Here is a 19,852-nt window from a genome sequence, read left to right as displayed (position 1 = left end):
GCGCGCCATGACCACGACCGTCCATGCCCTCCGCCGGGCCGCCGCGGCGCGGCTGCGCGCCGCCGGGGTCGACACGCCGGAGCTGGACGCGCGGCTGCTGGTGGAGCACGCGCTGGGTCTCACCCGCGACCAGCTGCTCGCCCGCGGCGAGGACGCGGTGCCGGCGGACGCCGCCGTCCGCCTCGACGCGCTGCTCGCCCGCCGCGCGGCGCGCGAGCCGGTGTCGCGCATCCTCGGCAGCCGCGGCTTCTGGACCCTCGACCTGGCGCTCACCGCCGACACCCTCGACCCGCGTCCCGACACCGAGACGGTGGTGGAGGCGGCGCTGGGCGCGGTGCCGGACCGCTCCGCCCCGCTGCGCGTCCTCGACCTCGGCACCGGCAGCGGTTGCATCCTGCTGGCCCTGCTGGACGAGCTGCCCAACGCGAGCGGCCTCGGCGTCGACATCAGCGCGGGTGCCGTGGCCGCCGCCGCCGCCAACGCCGCCGCCAACGGCCTGGCGCCCCGCGCCGCCTTCCGCGTCGGCGACTGGGGCGCCGGGCTGGGCGAGCGCTTCGACCTCGTGGTGTCCAACCCCCCCTACATCCCCAGCCGCGACATCCTGTCGCTGCAGCCCGACGTGCGCTCGTTCGACCCGCTGCGGGCCCTGGACGGCGGGGCCGACGGGCTCGACGCCTACCGGATCATCGCCGCCCAGCTGCCGGGTCTTCTCGCCCCCGGGGGCACCGCAGCCCTGGAGGTCGGCGCCGGGCAGGCCGCCGACGTGGCGGCGCTGCTGGTGCGCCACGGGCTGGCGGCCACCGGCGTCTTCCGCGACCTCGGCGGCATCGAGCGGTGCGTCCGGGGGCGAAACGACCCCGGATTCCGGTAAAGCACGCAAGAAAACAGTTGGATTGCCGGCGTTGAGCCGCTAGGGTTCCAACCATCGACGATCCTGTGGGAGCCGAAACTGATCGGGCGCCCGGGGCACGAGTGAGCCCGGCCTGCCTGCACACGGCACCGACGTCGATTTTTGACTCCCCGCGAACCGATCCGTGGTGTCCCCACGGCGGGCCCGGTGGCCAACAGAGCCGCCGGGGCGTTGTGGGGATTGCGATTCTCGAACATGGGGCCTCAAGAGCCGGATGAGACAAGGACCGAACAACAGGCGTTCGCGCGGCCGTGGCGGCAGTGGTGGTGGCGGCAGTGGTGGCGGTGGTGGTGGCGGTGGTGGCGGCGGCGGAGCCGGCGGCAGCGGCCGCCGGCAGAACGTTCCGCTGCGTCACCAGACATTCGACAGCAACGGCCCGGACGTGCGAATCCGCGGCAACGCGTGGCAGGTCCACGAGAAGTACCAGGCGCTGGCCCGGGACGCGGCGTCGTCCGGCGACCGCATCATGGCGGAGAACTACCAGCAGCATGCGGAACACTACTTCCGCATCATCAACCAGATCCAGGAATCGGAGAACCGCCAGCGCGAGAACCGCGCGCCCGGCAACGGCCACGACCGCCCGGGCGGCGGTGGGCCGGACGACGACCAGGACGGCGATGACATGACGGAAGGCGCCGACGATCGCGCGGCCATGAGCGCGTGACGAGGGGTGCGTGACGCCGGGTGTGCGACGCCGGGCGCCCGATGATCAGGATCTGGTCACCGGGCGCCCGGCGTCGGCGTCGGTGTTTGATTCAGAACCGCGGGACCACCGTCAGAGAAGGGTGACCGGATCGCCCGAGGCGACCCGGCCGCCATCGACCACAGCGGCGTAGAGGCCGCACTGGACGTGGCCGTAGCCGCGCTGCAGCGCCTGCAGCACGCCCATGTCGCGGGCGCCGGTGTCGGGGTTCACTTCGGTCGCCGTGCAGCGCGGTATGGTGCTGCGGATCTCGAGCCGGGCGGCGCCGATGGCCAGACCACGGCCGATCCAATGGCGCATTTCCCATGGGTCCAGGCCGTCGAGCCAGAGGTTGGCGCGGAACCGGCCGGGGTGCACCGGCTGCTTGGTCACCCGCTCCAGGTCGCGGGCGCTGGCGAGGTTCAGCAGGGACACCGTCGGCGGGTCCGTGTCGGTGAAGGCGAATCCCGTCGCCTCGACGATCTTCGGGGCGCCCGGTGCCGCGCCGGCCATGTAGGCGGCGAAGAACTGCTCCAGCAGCATGCGCCCGGTGGGCTGGTCGAGGCGGCCGCGGGCGACCGGCCGGCCGCCGCGCAGCACGACCAGCGTCTGCGTCTCCTCGTCGAACGTGGTGTCCAGGGTCGCCAGCTTCTCGTGCCGCATCAGCGTCAGGAAGTCGGTCTTGGGCCGCCATCCCTCCTGGTCCATGTCCAGCGCCGCCGGCCCGTGCAGCAGGGCGTAGCGCCGGTCGCCGGGCAGCGCCTTGCCCGGCTCCAGTTCGACCGCGGGAAGCTCCTGGGCGCTCAGCCCCTTGACGGGGTAGCGCACGATCTTGGCGAGGGTGCACGACATCGGGCTATGTCATCCCCGCGGATAGGATCTGTCAACCGTCCCGGCCGAATCATTCCACTTCTTGTGCTACCAGCGCTCCGCCGGGGGGGTGCCGTCGCGGAACTCGGCGAGGCGGCGCCGGGTCGCAGGCGAGGTGCCGGGCGGCGGCGCGTCCACGGGGAAGAAGGCGGCCTCGGCGATCTCCACGCCGTCGGGCGTGGGCGTGCCCGACCAGCGCTCGGCCACGAACACGGCGACGTGGTCGCTGGCGCCGTGGCGGAAGCGGGCGTACACGCCCAGCGGCTGGGCGCCGCTCTCGACCGTCAGGCCGACCTCTTCCCGCACCTCGCGGCGCATGGCCTCGGCCAGCGTCTCGCCCTTGGCCACGCCGCCGCCCGGCAGGTGCCAGCCGCCGACGTAGCTGTGGCGGATCATCAGCACGTCGGGCGCGGCGCCGGGCCGCGTGGCGGGCCGCAGGACGATGGCCCGCACCCCCATGGTGAGGGGGCGCGCGACGCGATGCCACGCGTTGCGCGCCAGCCAGGCGAGGCGCAGCGGGTGCAGGGGGTGCGGCATGGTGGCGTCGCGGGCGTTGGGCAGGGTGGCGTCGGTCATCGTCCGTGCGAAATCGTGGTCGGGCCTTCCGACTGTAACTGCCCTTTCGGCGTGCTGGAAACGATGCATCCGGTTGAAGGGCGGCGCGGGCGTGCGGTGTCCCAAAGTGGTAGGGACGCGCGCTGTGCGGGCATTTCCAATTGGCTGGTCGCGAGGAAGGTTGTTACAGTCGCAGCCCCCTGCCGCAACTGGCATTCATGTGCACATGCTCAATCGCCGCCGCATCGGCAATGGTCATCACTGGGCCCGGACGTCCGTGGCGCGGGCCGTCTGTGACAACTTCCGCTTCGAGGAACGGGTCGCCGACAACCGGTGGGTGTCTTACGACGACCACGACTTCGTCCCGCCGCCGGGCCGTCCGCGGTGCACGGTGTCGGTCAAGCACGCGGACTACGTCGCCAATCGTGTCAATGCGCCGACGGGTGGCGTACCCGCCACGTTCGCTCCGGAGAACGCAGGCGCGCTGATCGCCAGACTGGCGCCGCAACGGATCGTGCGGCTGGAGAGCATCGATTGGATGTTCGATCCTTTCGGGCGGTTCTCCAAGACCGCGATCGTCCAGGCGTTCACGCTGGCGACGAACAATGGACGCGGTGAACACGATCCGGTGCGCCGTGCCCAGCGCCGGCGGCTGGAGGCGTTCGTCCGTGAATGGAACCGCCGGCGCGACCAGCGGCCGAGCTTCGCCGCCTTCCATAACGAGGTGGAAGCCGATCTGGCCGACGGCAACTGGTTCCTGCGCCTGCGCGACCGGCTCGGGCTCGGCCACTTCCACGTGCCGCGGCTTGCCAAGGAGTACACGGTGGTCGCCATGGTCTACACCGTGGGTGAGGTGCTGGACGCCACGCCCCATGGCGAGCGGGACCGTGCGTTTGCCGTCCCGACGGTGCTGGACGGGCCGCTCAACCCCTTTTTCTTTCCCGCCCCGGCGGAACTGCCCTGCGGGCGGACGCTCGACCTGCGGGAAGATGCGGCGTGCGAGCGTCTGGTTGCGGAGATCCTGCACCGGCGTATAGACTATAAGGTGGAGCATATGGCAAAAATGGCGTCCATCGCGACGCCGATGCCGGAGCCCTCCTTGAAACGCCTGCGCAACGCCCATCTTGCGTGTCTGAGGGAATACCGGAGCGACTTCGGCGAACCGATGCCTGACCATGTCCGCGATTGATCCCCGGCGCCCACGGCCCGATCACCCCTGGCTCGACGCCTTCGAAGCGGCGCCGGAGCGCCGTTTCGACGACCTGATCCGTGGCATCGCCCTGCCGTTCCCCTATGGCCGCGGCCGGCCAGCGGATGTGCTCGCCAGTCTGTTCGGCAATCTGTCGGCCGAAGACCCGCTGCGTCGCTTGCTCGACCGGACGGTCAGGGCATGGGTCGCTGCCCGCCCCGGCGACCCGCCGGACGTCCGCTTGCGCTATGGGCCGGCACGCTACGCCGGTGAACTGGTCGAGGTGCTCTCCCTGCTGCCGCAGCTGGCCCTGAAGGAAACCGCGGCCTATCTGCACGGCGCGATCAACGAACTGCTGCCCTGGGTCACCGATCTGGTGGTCGACCCGGCCCATGACCCCCGGGCCGAACTGTGGCGCGTTCTCGCCGTCACGCAGTCGGACCTCTCCTATCTCAGCGACTGGTATGCGTTCTGCGAGACGGCCGGCCGTACCGAACCGGAGCATTATTTCGACATCGCCCTGCTCGGTCTCATCGGGCTCCCCGCAGCGGAGCGCGAGCCGGCGGACGCCGTGCTGTCGGGTTTCGCCCGCTGGGCACGCCACCTCGGCCCCGACGACGAGGACGAGTTCCTCATGCAATGGGAGTCCCTGAAGGCGCTCTACCCACGCACGCCGCCGAAATGGCGGGAGCGGCTGGAGCCTTACATCAGGAGATATGGCGCCTATCCATGTGCGACGTGGTGGGCAGCGAACGTGCAAGGCGGCAAGCCGGCCGGACGCAAGCCTGTTGTCCTTGTGCATCCCCCGGCACGCGATCGTCTCGAAGCTGTAAGCGCGCGATTGCGGCATGAGACCGTAGCGGCGGTTCGGCCCGACATTGATTCCTTGATTTCCGGCCACCTCCGCTACGCTGAATCGGCCGGCGACAGCCATTACGTCGTCCGGACAGCGTGCAACATCGGTGACCTTGTTCTCACCGAGGACCCGGATCTGGCGCACGACCTGTCCCGCATCGCCGTGCAGTGGGAGCCCGGAAACCCCTACGGCTGGACCCTCTGGGCGCGGTCGCTTGCCGCCGGTGGGCAGGAAGACCTTGCAGAGATCGTGTTCTGGGAGACCCTCCGTCGCTTCCCGGACGACGTCGTCAGCCGCACCGCCCTGGCGGAGCTTCTGGCGCGAACCGACCGGGAGGACGAGGCGGAGGCCCTGTACCGTGAGACGGTGCATCGCTTCCCGGACAACGTCGTCAGCCGCACCGCCTTCGCTGTCCTGCTCATCCGCCGCGGTGGCGATGCCGGGCCGGTGATCGCCGAGTTGCGGCGGCTCGACCCAGTGAGCGCCCGCTCCCTGTCCGCCGCCTTGGAGCGCAGGCACCGCGGCGAGGAGCCGTTTCCCGAGCACGGCACCGCCGCAACGCCGCGCCGGCCGGCGGTCGATGACGCCGACGCCCGCGCGCTCGACGCCGATGGGCGGGTGCTGCGGGCCGACTTCCGGCTGGGGCCGGCGCTGGACGTCCTGCCGGAGGAGGCGCGGGCGCGGCTGCGCGCCGAGGCGACGGCTGACCTCGACGCCGTGCTGGGCCGGCGGCCGAACCACGCCGGGGCGATCCTCGTCGCCATGGAGCGGCTGGCGGACGGGGCCGGGCGCTGGGCCGGGCTCGAACCGGCGTTCCCGCACAATTACGGCCTGCGCCTCGCCTTCGCCCGCAGCCGCCGCGACGCCGCGGCCCGCGATGCCATCCTGGCGGACTTCCGGGACCGCGACCCGTTGACGCGGCTGGCCGGGCTCGCCGCCGGGCTGGGCGACGCCAACGACGCCGGCCGCGTCGCCGACTGGCTGGCCGGGGAGGCGCCGGCCGGGGATGCGGTGCTGGCCTACGTGCACGGCCGTGTCCGTACGCGGCTGGGCGAGGTGCCGACGCCCAGCGACGTGACGGCGCTGGCCGCCGCGAAGGACCCGGAGCTGGAGGCCACGCTCGCCGCGGCGAGGCGCATGGCGGTGAACGAGCAGGCCCCCGTCCTGCACGGCTGATTCGCTTTTCCGGCCGGCCTCCCATGCAAAACCCCGAAACGCCGGTGGTCTTGCAACCCATGGGGACGCTCCCACATCTACGGTCAGCATCCTCCTGGATCGCACATCGTGGGTCACAGACCGGGCGCGCTGCCTCGCGGGCGCCGGGTCGCACGTGGGAGAGGTCGTGATGGATTTCGAGAAATACACCGAGCGCAGCCGCGGCTTCGTCCAGGCAGCGCAAACCCTGGCGGTCCGCCGTGGCCACCAGCGCCTGACGCCCGAACACCTGCTGAAGACGCTGCTCGACGACAAGGAAGGGCTGGCCGCCAACCTGATCGGCGCCGCCGGCGGCGACGCCGCACGCGCGCTGGCCGCCGTCGAGGCGGAGCTGGACAAGCTGCCCAAGGTGGAAGGGGCCGGCGCCGGCCAGGTCTACCTGGCACCGGAGCTGGCGCGGGTCTTCGAGCAGGCCGAGAAGGTCGCGGAGAAGGCCGGCGACAGCTACGTCACCGCCGAGCGGCTGCTGCTCGCCCTGGCGCTGGCCGAGGGCACCCCGGCGGGGCGCGCGCTGCGACAGGCCGAGGTCTCCGCCCAGGCGCTGAACACCGCCATCGAGGAGGTGCGCAAGGGGCGCACCGCCGACAGCCCGTCCGCCGAGCAGGGCTACGACGCGCTGAAGAAGTACGCCCGCGACCTCACCGCCGCGGCCCGCGAGGGCAAGCTCGACCCGGTGATCGGCCGCGACGAGGAGATCCGCCGCACCATCCAGGTTCTGGCACGGCGCACCAAGAACAACCCGGTGCTGATCGGCGAGCCCGGCGTCGGCAAGACCGCCATCGTCGAGGGGCTGGCCCAGCGCATCGTCAAGGGGGACGTGCCCGAGGGGTTGAAGAACCGGCGGCTGCTGGCGCTCGACCTCGGCGCGATGGTCGCCGGGGCGAAGTTCCGCGGCGAGTTCGAGGAGCGCCTGAAGGCCGTGCTCCAGGAGATCCAGGCCGCGTCCGGCGAGATCATCGTCTTCATCGACGAGATGCACACCCTGGTCGGCGCCGGCAAGGCGGAGGGCGCGATGGACGCCTCCAACATGCTGAAGCCGGCGCTCGCCCGCGGCGAGCTGCACTGCGTCGGCGCCACCACCCTCGACGAGTACCGCAAGCACGTGGAGAAGGACGCCGCACTGGCCCGGCGCTTCCAGCCGGTGGTGGTGCCCGAGCCGACGGTGGAGGACACCATCTCCATCCTGCGCGGCCTCAAGGAGCGCTACGAGGTGCACCACGGCGTGCGCATCGCCGACGGCGCCATCGTCGCCGCGGCGACGCTCTCCAACCGCTACATCACCGACCGCTTCCTGCCGGACAAGGCCATCGACCTGGTCGACGAGGCGGCCTCGCGCCTGCGCATGGCGGTGGATTCCAAGCCGGAGGAGATCGACGAGCTGGACCGCCGCGTCATCCAGCTCAAGATCGAGCGCGAGGCCCTGAAGCGGGAGACCGACACCGCCTCCAAGGACCGCCTCGGCGACCTGGAGGGTGAACTGGCGGAGCTGGAGCAGGAGTCGGCGACCCTGACCGCGCGCTGGCAGGCGGAGAAGGACAAGCTCAACAGCGCCCAGAAAATCAAGGAGGACCTCGATCACGCCCGGGTCGAGCTGGACAACGCCCAGCGCCAGGGCAACTGGGCGCGCGCCGGCGAACTCACCTACGGCGTCATTCCCGACATGGAGCGCCGGCTGCAGGAGGCCGAGCAGGCCTCGGCCGGGCGCATGCTGAACGAGGAGGTGCGCGACAGCGACATCGCCGCCGTGGTCAGCCGCTGGACCGGCATCCCCGTCGACAAGATGCTGGCGGGCGAGCGCGAGAAGCTGCTGGCCATGGAGGCCCGGCTGCGCACGCGCGTGGTCGGCCAGGAGGAGGCGATCGTCGCCGTCGCCAACGCGGTGCGCCGGGCCCGCGCCGGCCTCCAGGACCCCAACCGGCCGATCGGCTCGTTCCTCTTCCTCGGCCCCACCGGCGTCGGCAAGACGGAGCTGACCAAGGCGCTGGCCGGATTCCTGTTCGACGACGAGACCGCGATGGTCCGCCTCGACATGTCGGAGTACATGGAAAAGCACTCGGTGGCCCGCATGATCGGGGCGCCGCCGGGCTACGTCGGGTACGACGAGGGCGGGGCGCTGACCGAGGCGGTGCGCCGCCGGCCCTATCAGGTCGTGCTGTTCGACGAGATCGAGAAGGCCCATCCCGACGTCTTCAACGTCCTGCTGCAGGTGCTCGACGACGGCCGCCTCACCGACGGGCAGGGGCGGACGGTGGATTTCCGCAACACGCTCATCATCATGACCTCCAACATGGGGGCGGAGGTCATCGCCTCGCTGCCCGAGGGGCAGGACGTGGACGTGGTGCGCGAGCAGGTGATGGATGTGGTGCGCGCCAACTTCCGGCCGGAGTTCCTCAACCGCCTGGACGAGATCCTGCTGTTCCACAGGCTGACGCGCGCCCACATGGGCGGCATCGTCGACATCCAGCTGGGCCGCCTCAAGGCCATGCTGGGCGACCGCGACATCGCGCTCGACATCGACGCCGCGGCCACGCGGTGGCTGGCCGAGGCCGGGTACGACCCGGTCTACGGTGCGCGGCCGCTGAAGCGGGTGATCCAGCGCGAGCTGCAGAACCCGATGGCCACCATGATCCTGGAGGGCAAGGTGGCCGACGGCCAGACCGTCACCGTGTCGGCGGAGGGCGGGGCGCTGACCCTGAACGGCCTGCCCGTCGCCGCCCACATGCACAAGCCGGGCCCGGCCGGCGGCGTTTCCGTGCACTGACCGCGGCGGCCGGCGGGCCGGTGAGAGGCGGGCCGGCCCCGGTCCGGCCCTGGGGACCGGCCCTGGGGACCGGCCTTGGACCGGCCCTGGACCGGCCCTGGACCGGCGGTCTCCGTCCGTGCGACGGTGATCATGCACCGTTGGCGGTCGCGGTCGGCCGGGGCGCCACGGAATGCCCGCACAGGTATGGGGTGCCTCCTACGGAAGCATGAGGCGGGGTTCCCGACGGCGGCGAGGGATGGTATCTGCACCGGCTTCTGCGCCGGCCTGGCGATGGCGGACACGCCGGGGGGCCCGTTTCGGGAGACACGATGATGACATCCGGCGTTCTGCTGCGCATGGCGGCGGTGTGTTGCGCGCTCGTCGCCGGGCCGGCGTGGGCCGGCGGGCTGCGCTTCGAGCACGTGATGACGTTCGGTTCGGAGGGGACCGGCGAGGGCCAGTTCAAGTACGTCGAGGATTTCGCGGAAACCCGCGACGGGCGCCTCCTCGTGACCGACGCGGCCCACGCCTATGTCCAGGTCTTCGACAAGGCGTCGGGAGCGTTCCTCGGGCGCTTCGGCGGCAAGGGCGACGGCGAGGCCAACCTGGACAAGCCGGAGGGCATCGCCGTCGATCCCGACGGGAACATCTACGTCGCCGACTACAACACCGGCTTCATCAAGAAATACGATGCGGGGTTCGGCTGGCTGGCCACCTTCAGCGACTATGGCAGCGCACCGGGCCAGACCATCATGGCCGAATTCATGGACATCCGCGACGGCCGGCTGTACGTGCCGGAAGCGGGCAACCACCGCATCTCGGTCTTCGATCTCCGGGGCCGCTTCCTGTTCGCCTTCGGCGGGCCGGGCGACGCACCGGGCCGGCTCAACGTGCCGGAGGCCGCGAAGTTCGGTCCCGATGGGCTGCTCTACGTCTCCGACCTTCGCAACGACCGCATCCAGGTGTTCGACGCCGAGGGCCGGCTGGTGCGGATGTGGGGCGAAACCGGCTCCGGCCCCGGCCAGCTCAAGGCGCCGTCCGGCGTCGGCATCGACGGTGCGGGGAACGTCTACGTGGCGGAGATCGGCAACGACCGCGTCCAGGTGTTCGACCCGCAGGGCCGGCCCCTCGCGATGTGGGGCCGCAGCGGCTCCGGGACGGGCGAATTCGGCAACCTGCACGGCGTGTGGGTGGACGACGACACCGGATGGGTCTACGTCGGCGACACCGCCAACAACCGCGTCCAGGTGTTCCGGCCGGTGCCCTGACCCCGCCATCCCGCTGCCGGGAACGGGGAGAGGGCCGGCCCCGCCATCGGGAAAGGGGGGCGGCCCGCCGGCCCCGCCTCGGGAAAAGGGGGCTGGCCCGCCAGCCCCCGGCCGTCAGTCCTGCGGCTCCCCCGGGACTTCGCCGACCTGATCGCCGGTGGTCAGCGGCACCGCGACGTAGCTGCGCATGTCGCCGCGCTGGCGCAGGAACAGCACAGACCGGCGGTTCCGCTCCCGCGCCCGCTCGACCGCCTGCACCACCTGCTGCGGCGCGCTCACCGCTTGGCGGCCGACGCGGGTGATGACGTCGCCGGTCCGCAGGCCCTGGCGGGCGGCCACGCTGTCCTGGGCGACGTTGGCGACCAGGACGCCCTCGGTGTCCTCGGCGATCTCGAAGCGGGCGCGGGCCTCCGGCGTCAGGCCGGTAAGCCCCAGCCCCAGCGGGCCGGTGGCCTGCGGCGGCTGCGCCGACGCGGCGGCGGCCACCTGGGGCTCGTCCTGGAGCAGGGCGATCTCGGCCGACAGGGTGGAACGCTCGCCGTCGCGCAGCACGCTCAGCTCCGTCGTCTCGCCCACGTCGGTCCGGGCGACGGAACGGCTGAGGTCGCGGGGGTCGTCGATCGGGTCGCCGGCGAACCCGACGATGACGTCGCCCACCTCGACACCGGCGTTGGCCGCCGGGCTGCCGGGGCTGACCATGGCGACCAGGGCGCCGTGCGGCTCGTCCATGCCGATGGCCTCGGCGACCTCCGGCGTCACCGGCTGGATCTGCACGCCCAGCCAGCCCCGGCGCACCGTGCCGGTCTCGCGCAGCGCGACGATGACGTCCCGGGCGATGTTGGACGGGATGGCGAAACCGATGCCGACGTTGCCGCCGGTGGGCGAGAAGATGGCGGTGTTGACGCCGATCACCTCGCCCCCGGTGTTGAACAGCGGCCCGCCGGAATTGCCGCGGTTGATCGAGGCGTCGGTCTGGATGAAGTCGTCGTAGGGGCCGGAGTGGATGTCGCGGGCGCGGGCCGAGATGATGCCCGCGGTCACCGATCCGCCCAGCCCGAAGGGGTTGCCGATGGCGACCACCCAGTCGCCCACCAGGGCATCGTCGCTGTCGCCCCAGGTGACGGCGACCAACGGTTGCGCCGGGGTCACCTTCAGCAGGGCCAGATCGGTGCGGGCGTCGCGCCCCACCAGTTCCGCCGGCAGCTCGGTCTTGTCCTGCAGGATCACGGTGATCTCGTCGGCGTTGGCCACCACGTGGTTGTTGGTCACCACGTAGCCCTGGGCGTCGACGACGAAGCCGGACCCCAGGGCGCGCGCCGGGCCGGGCGGCGGGGCGTTGCGCGGTCGGCCGAAGAACTCCTCCATCCCCGGGGGCAGCCCCGGCGGCAGGCGCGGCATCAGCTCCGGCCCGTCGGGGCCGGCGCCCTCCGGCGGGGCTTTCTGGGTCGTGGCGATGTTGACGACGGCCGGCAGCTTCTCCTCGGCCAGGCCATGGAAGCTGCCCGGCATCGACCGGTCGGCGCGCCGGGTCCCGGGCCCAGGGTGTTGCGGGGCCGGCGCCTGCTGGATTTGCGCCTGCGGGGCGGGCGCCTGCGGGGCCGATGGCTGTGGCGTTGCGGTCTGGGCGTGCCCTTGGACCGCGAACGCCAGGACGGCGGCCGTGGTCAGGGCGACGGAAGATCTGGATCGCATGGGGCTCCCCCTCGTGGCGCCGGGCGGGGGCACGGGCGCGACCGCCACGCGGGGTCCGCGCGCCGCCGCTCCCGCCCGGGGGTTCGGGTCGATGGCGTGCCGTCGGCGCGACGCTGCGGGCGGGCGGCCGGCCCTCGGCACCGCCTGCTCAACATGCGCCCGCGCCGGCGGTTCCGATCACCCCGGGTGAGTAGGGGGAGCGGGCGGTGGTGGTCCGCCGGCCGCCGCCGGCGCCGGTCAGCGCAGGGGGGAGGTGACGATCTCGGTGGTGGTGGTGACGGCCGTGCCGGCGACGTCGACCGCGGTGCCGGCGACGCTGGCGACGCCGCCAACCACACCGCAGCCGGCCATGGCGAGGGGGGCGGCGAGGAGGGCGGCGGTGAGGACGAGGGTGCGCAGCATGCGACGAACTCCGGTTGCGGGCCTGCCATTCGGTGCGACGGGGTTTGCAAACGCCGCGCGGACCCCAGCTTAGCAACGGCAACCCTTATCGTTTCGTGAATCGACCTCCGCCCGTGCCCATGACCGCCCCTCCCCAGCCGCCCGCCGAGTCCCGCGCCCGCCTCGGCGAAACCGGCGCGTTGCGCACCCTGCTGCCCTATCTGTGGCCGCGCGACGAACCGGGGCTGCGGTGGCGGGTGGTGGTGGCGATGCTGTTCCTGGTGGGGGCCAAGGCGGCGACGGTCACCATTCCCATCTGGTTCAAGGAGGCGGTGGACGCCCTGTCGGTCCCGCAAACCGTGGCGGCGGTGCCGCTGGCGGTGATCCTCGCCTACGGGCTGGCGCGGGTGATCTCCCTGGCGTTCGGCGAGATCCGCGACGCGGTGTTCGTGCGCGTCGAGCAGAGCGCCGTGCGCAAGGCCGGGCTGTCGGTGTTCCGCCACCTCCACGCGCTGTCTCTGCGCTTCCACCTGGAGCGCCAGACCGGCGGGCTGACCCGGGCGCTGGAGCGCGGCACCAACGCCATCAAGACCATTCTGTCCTACGCCCTCTTCAGCATCGTCCCGACCCTGGTGGAGATCGTGCTGGTGGCGGTGATCCTGGCCCGCATGCTGGGCATCTGGTACGCGGTGGCGACGCTGGCCACCGTCGCGGCCTATCTCGGCTACACCTTCGCCGTGTCGGAGTGGCGCACGAAGTTCCGCCGCGAGATGAACGAGCGCGACGGGCAGGCCAACACCAAGGCCATCGACAGCCTGCTGAACTTCGAGACCGTCAAGTACTTCGGCAACGAAGACCACGAGGCACGGCGCTACGACAAGGCGCTGAAACGCTACGAGGACGCCGCGGTGCGCAGCGAGCAGAGCCTGGCGCTGCTCAACACCGGCCAGTCCCTGATCATCTCGGCGGGCCTGGTGGGGGTGATGGCGATGGCGGCGCGCGGCATCGTCGCCGGGACGCTGACCATCGGCGACTTCGTCCTGGTGAACACCTACCTGCTGCAGCTCTACCAGCCGCTCAACTTCTTCGGCATGGTCTACCGCGAGATCAAGCAGGCGCTGACCGACATGGAGGCGATGTTCCAGCTTCTCCACGTCGAACGGGAGGTGGCCGACACGCCCGGCGCCCCACCCCTCGACGCGAGCGGCGGCGCGGTCCGCTTCGAGGGTGTGTCGTTCGGCTACGATCCGCGGCGGCCGATCCTGAAGGGCGTCGATTTCACCGTGCCGGCGGGGTGCACGGTGGCGCTGGTCGGCCCCTCCGGCGCGGGCAAGTCGACCATCAGCCGGCTGCTGTTCCGCTTCTACGACGTCTCGGCGGGGGCCATCCGCATCGACGGGCAGGACATCCGGGCGGTCACCCAGGGCTCGCTGCGCGCGGCCATCGGCATCGTTCCCCAGGACACCGTGCTGTTCAACGACACGGTCTACTACAACATCGCCTACGGCCGGCCCGGGGCCACCCGCGAGGAGGTGGAGCGGGCGGCGCGCCTGGCCCACATCCACGACTTCGTCTCAAGCCTGCCCGACGGCTACGAGACCATGGTGGGGGAGCGCGGGCTGAAGCTGTCGGGGGGCGAGAAGCAGCGCGTGGCCATCGCCCGGACCATCCTGAAGGACCCGGCGATCCTGCTGTTCGACGAGGCGACCAGCGCGCTGGACACCCACACCGAGCGCGAGATCCAGGCCAACCTGCGCGAGGTCAGCCGCGGCCGGACCACCCTGGTGATCGCCCACCGCCTGTCCACCGTGGTCGACGCCGACGAGATCCTGGTGCTGGAGCAGGGCCGCATCGTCGAGCGTGGCCGCCACGCCGACCTGCTGGCCGGCGGCGGCGCCTACGCCGCCCTGTGGGCGCGCCAGCACACGACGCGGGACGACGACGGCGATGGCGACGTTCACGGTGCCGGGGGCGGTGCCGGGGGCGGTGACGGCGCGGCGGCGCCGGCGCGGCGTCACACCGCCGCGGTCTGAGGCGTCAGCCCGCCGGGGCCCGCGCCGCCGGCCGCCACGCCACGGCCAGGACGAGCAGCCCCGCGCCGATCGCCCCGGCCGTCAGCATCAGCCCGTGCGGCGAGGCGTGCTCCATGACCGCGCCGCTGACCGCCGGGCCGATCAGGCTGCCGAGGGTGTACCCCATGGCCATCGTCGCCAGCGCCCCGGCCATCTCGGCCTCGGCGGTGCGGGTGCCGGCCTGGGTCACCGCCAGGGTGTAGAGGCCGCCGACCGCGCCACCCCACAGGAAAACCGGCAACGCCGCCAGCCAGGGCCAGGCCAGGGCGGGCGGGATGGCCGCGGCGCCGGCGACCAGGGCGGCGGCGCACAGGGCCTGGCCGGCGCGGGCGCCGAAGCGGTCGGCGAACCAGCCCAGCGGCACCTGCAGCAGCGTCGCCCCGGCGCCATGGGCGCCCAGCAGCAGGGTTGCCACCACGGTCGGCAGGCCGACGCCGGTGACGTAGACCGCCATCAGCGCCCCGGCCGAGGTCTCCACGAAGCCGCCGGCGAAGGCGCCGAGCATCGCCACGGGCAGGCGCGCCGCCAGGCGGGCCAGCGGCGCCAGGCCGTGGCCGGTGGCGGCGGGCGGCCGGCGGTCCCAGGCGGCCAGCGGCAGCAGGCAGGGCAGGGCGGCGAGCTGCACCACGGCGCACGCGGCGAAGGGCAGCACGCCCTCGACGCCGGTCACCGACAGCAGCAGCGGGCCGGCGGCGATGCCCAGGCACAGCAGCGCCTCGTGCACGCCGATCAGGCGCCCCCGGGCCGCCGGCGGCGCCAGGGCCACCACCCAGAGGTCGCAGGCGACCCAGCGCAGGATCAGCGACGCGCCCACCACCGCGTTCAGGCAGAACAGCGTCACGAGGTCGCCGGCGAAGGCCAGCAGCAGGGTCGCCGCCGCCGACACCACGGCGCTGGCGACCATTGCCGCGCGCACGCCGATCCCCACCAGCAGGCGCGGCACCCGCGCCCCCAGCGCCAGCACCGCCAGCCACGGCGCGGTCGCCAGGGCGCCGATGGCGAAGGGATCGTAGCCGCGTCCGGCCAGCACCAGGGCGATCAGGGTCGGCAGGGCGCCGACCTGGGCCGTCTGCGCCAGGAACGAGGCCGCGTTGACCGCGGCCAGGGCGCCCGTGCGGCCGTGCCGCTGAATGCCTGTGCGGCCGTGCCGCTGAACGCCTGTGCGGCCGTGCCGCTCCATGGACAACTCCCGGGACTGTGTGCGGCGGCGATCGTGCGGCGTGCGCACGCGCATTGCAATGGCCGCCGCCGGTGCCGCCGGCGGTCTCCTGACACTTGGCAGCGCCGCGGCGCGCCCCCATAACGGGCGGATGCCCTTTCGACCGGACGCGCCCATGGGACCCGCCCGCCGCGCCTTGCGCGACGCCACGCACACCGTTCACCACCGCCTGCACGGCCACCCCGTGCTCCTGCCCCTGACCGAGGCGGGCTTGGACCTGCCCCGGTACCGCCGCGCCCTGGTCGCCCTGCACGGCTTCCACGCCCCGGTGGAACGGGCGCTCGACGCGTCCGGCGGCGGCGGGAGTGGTGGCGGGGCGGGCGGGCGGGTGGCGCTGCTGCGCGCCGACCTGGCCGACCTCGGCGTGGCGGCGGCGGATCTGGGCGAGGCGGGCGGCCTGCCCGACCTGGCGCCGCGGCCGGCGGCGCTGGCCGCCCGCTACGTGCTCGACGGTTCGGCCCATGGCGGGGCGGCGATGGGCCCGACGGTGGCGGCGGCGCTGGGCTTCGACGCGGCCCACGGTGCCCGGTTCCTGGGTGCCGGACCGGGGGCGGGCTGGCCCGCCCTGCTGGCGCGCCTGGAGGCCGAACTGGCGCCGCCGCCCGCCCGCGAGGCCGCCTGCGCTGCGGCGGTTTGCCTGTTCGCCACCCTGGAGCGGTGGCTGGACGGGTTCGAGCCGGCCGGCTAGGCTGGCGGCCATGACGACGCCTTCATTCCCCGGATCATTCCCCGGGCGGGCCGGCGACACCGCGGCGCTGGCCGCCGCGGTGCGGTGCGGCGAGCGGCGCGCGCTGGCCCGCGCCATCACCCTGATCGAATCGACACGGCCGGACCACCGCGCCGCGGCCGACGCCCTGCTGGAGGCGCTCCTGCCGCACACCGGGCGGTCGGTGCGAATCGGCATCTCCGGCGTCCCCGGCGTCGGCAAGTCGACCTTCATCGAATCCTTCGGCCTGCACGTGATCGGCCAGGGGCACAAGATGGCGGTCCTGGCCATCGACCCGTCGTCGCAGCGCACCGGCGGCTCGATCCTCGGCGACAAGACCCGGATGGTCGAGCTGTCGCGCGAGGCCGATGCCTTCATCCGCCCCTCGCCGGCCGGCGGCACGCTGGGCGGGGTGGCGCGGCGCACCCGCGAGGCCATGCTGATCTGCGAGGCCGCCGGCTTCGACGTCATCGTCGTCGAAACGGTCGGGGTGGGCCAGTCGGAGACGGCGGTGGCCGACATGGTCGACCTGTTCCTGCTGCTGTTGCTGCCGGCCGGCGGCGACGACCTGCAGGGGATCAAGAAGGGGATCATGGAACTGGCCGACCTGGTGGTGGTGAACAAGGCCGACGGCGACCTCGCCGCGACCGCGCGCCACACCGTGGCCGACTACCGCCACGCCCTGACCCTGCTGCGCCACGACGCCGCCTGGGCGGTGCCGGTGCTGAGCTGCTCGTCCCTCTCCAAGGCCGGGATCGACGCGGTGTGGGAGGCCATCGGCCGGCACCGCGACGCCATGGAGGGATCGGGGCGCCGCGCCGCGCGCCGCGCCGAGCAGGCCCGCGCCTGGCTGTGGAGCGAGATCCGCGAGAGCCTGGTCGACGCGTTCCGCCGGCATCCCGGCGTGCGCGCCGACCTGCCGACCCTCGAGGCCCGGGTCACCGCCGGCGACGTGGTCCCCGCCGCGGCGTCGCGCGCCCTGCTGGAGCGCTTCCTCGGCCGCCCCGCCGATCCGCCGGACTGACGGACGACGGGGCGGTCGCGCGCCGAAAAGTCGTGTTGCAGTGCAGCACCGCGATGGGTAGGCTGCGGCGGGTGACGGGGTGCACGCGCGCTCCCGCCGCTGGCGCGTGTCCACGCACGCGCCAGCGCACCGGAACGCGCCTGGGGGCAACGACCCGCCGCCCTGTCGCCCGAACGAACCGCTGCTGTCAGGAGACTGGGGATGAGCGCCACCTTGTTGGATGTCTACGCGTCGGTCGGCACCACGGTGCAGACGCTGGCCAGGAGCAACGCCGAAGCCGTGGCGGCGCGGTCCGCCCGGGTCGCCGGGGTGATGCAGGACGGCTACCGCCTGTGGGTGGACGGGGTCGCCGCCAGCCTCGGCCAGGCCGCCCGCACCGCCGAGGACCTGGCCCGGGCGCGCAGCCAGGCCGATCTGGTGGCGATCCAGCGGGACTGGCTGGACAGCACCGCCAGCCGCGTCGCCCACGACGTGCGCGCCTTCGTCGACCTGTCGTCGAAGCTGGTGGCCGGCACCGTCGCGCCGCCGCCGGCCGCGGCGCCGAAGACGGTGCTGAAGGCGCCGGAGGTGACGGCCGAGGAGATGAAGGCGACCGGCCGGGCCACGCCGACTCCACCCACGCCCGCCACGCCCGCCACGCCCGACTCCGCCGTGTCCGCCCCTGCTGCGCCCGCCCCCGCGGTTCCGGCCGCCGCCGCGCCGGGTCCCGCCCCGGCGCCGCGCAAGCCGGTTGCCAAGGCCGCGGCGAAGGCGGCTTCGCCGTCCTCGCCCGCGACGCCCGCCCAGAGCGTGGCCGACGCGCCCAAGCCGGCGGTTGCGCCGGCGCCGGAAACGCCCGCCGAGGCGGCGCCGCCGGCCAAGGTGGCCGCTCCGAAGGCCGCTGCGAAGCCGGCCCCGAAGCCGGCCCCGAAGGCTGCGGCCGCCAGGGCGCAGGCCTCGAAGCCGGCGGCCAAGGCTTCCGAAGCGAAGGCCGAGGCCGCGGAGACCAAGGCCGGCGGTGCCGACACCGCCAAGGCGGGCTGAGCGACCCGGGCGGGCGCGGCCTTGCGGCCGCCAGCCCGCGGCGCGGCGCGATCCATGCGTGCGACAAAACGGCCCGGCGGTCACCCGCCGGGCCGCTCATGCGACAAGGGCCCGGCGGTCACCCGCCGGGCCCTTCAATCTTTGGTGGAGCCAAGGAGGATCGAACTCCTGACCTCTACAATGCCATTGTAGCGCTCTCCCAGCTGAGCTATGGCCCCGAAACCCGTCCGGCGGCCTGGGGTGCCGCGCGGGAGCGCATATTTATGAACTTTCGCGGCACGGTGCAAGCGGAAAAATCGCCGGCTGGCGCGGCCGGCTGCGGCGCTCCCGGCGCCGGCGGAGAGGGTCAGCTCGCCCGCACGCCGGCGACGAAACCGTCGGTTTCCGCATGCAGATGACGGGCGCGGGTCGACAGGCCGGCGGCGAGATCCTCCAGCCGTCCGGCGGCGGTCTGGGCCCGCTCCACGCCGGATCGGAAGGTGCGGATGCCGGCGACCACGCCGCTCACCTCGTCGTTCGCCCCGGCGGTCGCGCGGGCGATGTCGCCGGTGGCGTCGGCCTGCTGGGCGGTCGCCGTCTCGATCACCCCGGCGATGGTGTTGGCGTCGTCCACCACCTTGCGGAACTCCGCCACCACCGCGGCGGTGCGGGACGAGCCCGCCTGGACCGCGGCCACCGCCGCGCGGATGTCGCCGGTCATCTGCATGGTCTTCTGGGACAGCGACTTCACCTCGCCGGCCACCACGGAGAAGCCGCGCCCGGCCTCGCCGGCCCGCGCCGCCTCGATGGTGGCGTTGAGGGACAGCACCTGGATCTCGGTGGCGACCTTCTCGATCAGCCCGACCACCGTGTCGATCTGGGAGGTGGCGCGCTCCAGGTCGGCGGTGGTGCCCGACGCGGCGTCGACCGAACGCGACGCCGCCTGCTGGATGGTCAGCGAGCGGTGGACCTGCTGGCGGATCTCCTCGGCGGTGACCGAGGTCTGCTGGACGGCGGCGGAGATCGACGCGAGGTTGGCGGTGGCGCTGCCGCTGGCGGTGTCGATGGTGCCGGCCTCGCCGTCGATGGCGGCGGCGATGGTGCGGATCGCCCGGACCTGCTCGAACAGGGTCTCGACGTCGGCCTCGACCGCGGCGATGGCCTCGGCGATGCGCTGCGAGAAGGCGTCGCTGAGGCGCAGCATGGCCTGCCGCCGCTCCACCACCTGGCGGCGGTGGTCGTCGACCGCCGCCGCCAGCGCCGTGGCGAGGTCGGTCGTGACCGCGCCCAGCCGGTCCACCGACCATCCGAGCCGGCCCTCCCGCGGGTCGGTCGGCGTCTCCCCGCGGGCCAGCGCGTCGAGGGCCGCGGTGGCCGCCGCCAGGGGGCGGGCCCGGCGGCGCCGGTACCACAGGGCGAGCAGCGCCAGCCCGGCGAGCTGGACCGCGGCCGCCGCCGGGCCGGTGGC

16 protein-coding genes and 1 tRNA gene are annotated in these 19,852 nt (G+C 73.2%); 10 read left to right on the top strand and 7 right to left on the bottom strand.

What is annotated here, in order from left to right:
* Window positions 1–7 precede the first annotated feature (7 nt).
* A complete protein-coding gene (gene prmC / locus AC6H2I_RS00085; protein ID WP_497498434.1) occupies window positions 8–871 on the top strand; it encodes a peptide chain release factor N(5)-glutamine methyltransferase in 864 nt (287 codons plus the stop codon).
* A 253-nt stretch (window positions 872–1,124) separates the two neighbouring features.
* A complete protein-coding gene (locus AC6H2I_RS00080; protein ID WP_497498433.1) occupies window positions 1,125–1,574 on the top strand; it encodes a DUF4167 domain-containing protein in 450 nt (149 codons plus the stop codon).
* A gap of 111 nt (window positions 1,575–1,685) precedes the next feature.
* On the opposite strand, the gene AC6H2I_RS00075 is transcribed toward AC6H2I_RS00080, so the two are convergent.
* Entirely contained in the window at window positions 1,686–2,444 is a 759-nt protein-coding gene (locus tag AC6H2I_RS00075; RefSeq protein WP_497498431.1) for an MOSC domain-containing protein, read from the bottom strand.
* Between the two features lie 66 nt (window positions 2,445–2,510).
* Window positions 2,511–3,038: an NUDIX domain-containing protein gene (locus AC6H2I_RS00070; protein ID WP_497498430.1), complete on the bottom strand. Its 528-nt coding sequence runs from the start codon at window positions 3,036–3,038 to the stop codon at window positions 2,511–2,513.
* Window positions 3,039–3,243: 205 nt separating this feature from the next.
* On the opposite strand from AC6H2I_RS00070, the gene AC6H2I_RS00065 reads away from it, so the two are divergent.
* The 4 genes from AC6H2I_RS00065 (at window position 3,244) to AC6H2I_RS00050 (ending at window position 10,288) form a co-directional block, all read left to right on the top strand.
* Window positions 3,244–4,206: a hypothetical protein gene (locus AC6H2I_RS00065; RefSeq protein WP_497498428.1), complete on the top strand. Its 963-nt coding sequence runs from the start codon at window positions 3,244–3,246 to the stop codon at window positions 4,204–4,206.
* The gene (locus AC6H2I_RS00060; RefSeq protein ID WP_497498427.1) at window positions 4,193–6,238 is read left to right on the top strand and encodes a tetratricopeptide repeat protein; all 2,046 of its coding nucleotides are present in this window, start codon (window positions 4,193–4,195) and stop codon (window positions 6,236–6,238) included. Before AC6H2I_RS00065 ends, AC6H2I_RS00060 begins: the two co-directional genes overlap by 14 nt.
* Before the next feature lie 169 nt (window positions 6,239–6,407).
* Complete coding sequence (clpB, locus tag AC6H2I_RS00055; protein WP_497498426.1) at window positions 6,408–9,038, top strand: ATP-dependent chaperone ClpB; 2,631 nt, start codon at window positions 6,408–6,410, stop codon at window positions 9,036–9,038.
* 314 nt (window positions 9,039–9,352) lie between these two features.
* Window positions 9,353–10,288 (top strand): NHL repeat-containing protein, encoded by a 936-nt coding sequence (locus tag AC6H2I_RS00050; protein ID WP_497498425.1) that lies wholly within the window; start codon window positions 9,353–9,355, stop codon window positions 10,286–10,288.
* 114 nt (window positions 10,289–10,402) lie between these two features.
* Here the strand turns inward: AC6H2I_RS00050 and AC6H2I_RS00045 are convergent, their stop codons facing one another.
* Entirely contained in the window at window positions 10,403–11,797 is a 1,395-nt protein-coding gene (locus tag AC6H2I_RS00045; protein ID WP_497498423.1) for a Do family serine endopeptidase, read from the bottom strand.
* A 420-nt stretch (window positions 11,798–12,217) separates the two neighbouring features.
* Window positions 12,218–12,382, bottom strand: a complete 165-nt coding sequence (locus AC6H2I_RS00040) for a hypothetical protein (RefSeq protein ID WP_497498422.1) — start codon at window positions 12,380–12,382, stop codon at window positions 12,218–12,220.
* 119 nt (window positions 12,383–12,501) lie between these two features.
* Here AC6H2I_RS00040 and AC6H2I_RS00035 point away from each other — a divergent pair, with 119 nt between their 5' ends.
* On the top strand, window positions 12,502–14,394 hold the full coding sequence (locus AC6H2I_RS00035; protein ID WP_497498420.1) for an ABCB family ABC transporter ATP-binding protein/permease: 1,893 nt from the start codon (window positions 12,502–12,504) through the stop codon (window positions 14,392–14,394).
* 4 nt (window positions 14,395–14,398) lie between these two features.
* Here AC6H2I_RS00035 and AC6H2I_RS00030 read toward each other — a convergent pair whose 3' ends face one another.
* The gene (locus AC6H2I_RS00030) at window positions 14,399–15,613 is read right to left on the bottom strand and encodes an MFS transporter (protein ID WP_497498419.1); all 1,215 of its coding nucleotides are present in this window, start codon (window positions 15,611–15,613) and stop codon (window positions 14,399–14,401) included.
* A gap of 154 nt (window positions 15,614–15,767) precedes the next feature.
* On the opposite strand from AC6H2I_RS00030, the gene AC6H2I_RS00025 reads away from it, so the two are divergent.
* The 3 genes from AC6H2I_RS00025 (at window position 15,768) to AC6H2I_RS00015 (ending at window position 18,405) form a co-directional block, all read left to right on the top strand.
* The gene (locus AC6H2I_RS00025) at window positions 15,768–16,340 is read left to right on the top strand and encodes a biliverdin-producing heme oxygenase (RefSeq protein WP_497498418.1); all 573 of its coding nucleotides are present in this window, start codon (window positions 15,768–15,770) and stop codon (window positions 16,338–16,340) included.
* A gap of 10 nt (window positions 16,341–16,350) precedes the next feature.
* Entirely contained in the window at window positions 16,351–17,382 is a 1,032-nt protein-coding gene (gene meaB / locus AC6H2I_RS00020; protein ID WP_497498416.1) for a methylmalonyl Co-A mutase-associated GTPase MeaB, read from the top strand.
* Window positions 17,383–17,583: 201 nt separating this feature from the next.
* The gene (locus tag AC6H2I_RS00015) at window positions 17,584–18,405 is read left to right on the top strand and encodes a phasin family protein (protein WP_497498415.1); all 822 of its coding nucleotides are present in this window, start codon (window positions 17,584–17,586) and stop codon (window positions 18,403–18,405) included.
* A gap of 142 nt (window positions 18,406–18,547) precedes the next feature.
* Here the strand turns inward: AC6H2I_RS00015 and AC6H2I_RS00010 are convergent.
* Window positions 18,548–18,623 (bottom strand) — tRNA-Ala (locus tag AC6H2I_RS00010).
* Between the two features lie 128 nt (window positions 18,624–18,751).
* Window positions 18,752–19,852 (bottom strand): methyl-accepting chemotaxis protein (locus AC6H2I_RS00005; RefSeq protein WP_497498414.1); only part of this gene is annotated, 1,101 nt, incomplete at its 5' end.

This window comes from Azospirillum sp. NS33 (assembly GCF_059703765.1).
This window is presented reverse-complemented; position numbering and strand designations above follow the sequence as displayed.

Bases quoted from the DNA above. Each gene is read 5' to 3' on its own strand.
- AC6H2I_RS00080 (WP_497498433.1), top strand. From the start codon at position 1,125: ATGAGACAAGGACCGAACAACAGGCGTTCGCGCGGCCGTGGCGGCAGT.
- meaB (WP_497498416.1), top strand. From the start codon at position 16,351: ATGACGACGCCTTCATTCCCCGGATCATTCCCCGGGCGGGCCGGCGAC.
- prmC (WP_497498434.1), top strand. From the start codon at position 8: ATGACCACGACCGTCCATGCCCTCCGCCGGGCCGCCGCGGCGCGGCTG.
- AC6H2I_RS00040 (WP_497498422.1), bottom strand. From the start codon at position 12,382: ATGCTGCGCACCCTCGTCCTCACCGCCGCCCTCCTCGCCGCCCCCCTC.
- AC6H2I_RS00030 (WP_497498419.1), bottom strand. From the start codon at position 15,613: ATGGAGCGGCACGGCCGCACAGGCGTTCAGCGGCACGGCCGCACAGGC.
- AC6H2I_RS00015 (WP_497498415.1), top strand. From the start codon at position 17,584: ATGAGCGCCACCTTGTTGGATGTCTACGCGTCGGTCGGCACCACGGTG.
- AC6H2I_RS00035 (WP_497498420.1), top strand. From the start codon at position 12,502: ATGACCGCCCCTCCCCAGCCGCCCGCCGAGTCCCGCGCCCGCCTCGGC.
- AC6H2I_RS00025 (WP_497498418.1), top strand. From the start codon at position 15,768: ATGGGACCCGCCCGCCGCGCCTTGCGCGACGCCACGCACACCGTTCAC.
- AC6H2I_RS00065 (WP_497498428.1), top strand. From the start codon at position 3,244: ATGCTCAATCGCCGCCGCATCGGCAATGGTCATCACTGGGCCCGGACG.
- AC6H2I_RS00045 (WP_497498423.1), bottom strand. From the start codon at position 11,797: ATGCCGGGCAGCTTCCATGGCCTGGCCGAGGAGAAGCTGCCGGCCGTC.
- AC6H2I_RS00075 (WP_497498431.1), bottom strand. From the start codon at position 2,444: ATGTCGTGCACCCTCGCCAAGATCGTGCGCTACCCCGTCAAGGGGCTG.
- AC6H2I_RS00060 (WP_497498427.1), top strand. From the start codon at position 4,193: ATGTCCGCGATTGATCCCCGGCGCCCACGGCCCGATCACCCCTGGCTC.
- AC6H2I_RS00070 (WP_497498430.1), bottom strand. From the start codon at position 3,038: ATGACCGACGCCACCCTGCCCAACGCCCGCGACGCCACCATGCCGCAC.
- clpB (WP_497498426.1), top strand. From the start codon at position 6,408: ATGGATTTCGAGAAATACACCGAGCGCAGCCGCGGCTTCGTCCAGGCA.
- AC6H2I_RS00050 (WP_497498425.1), top strand. From the start codon at position 9,353: ATGACATCCGGCGTTCTGCTGCGCATGGCGGCGGTGTGTTGCGCGCTC.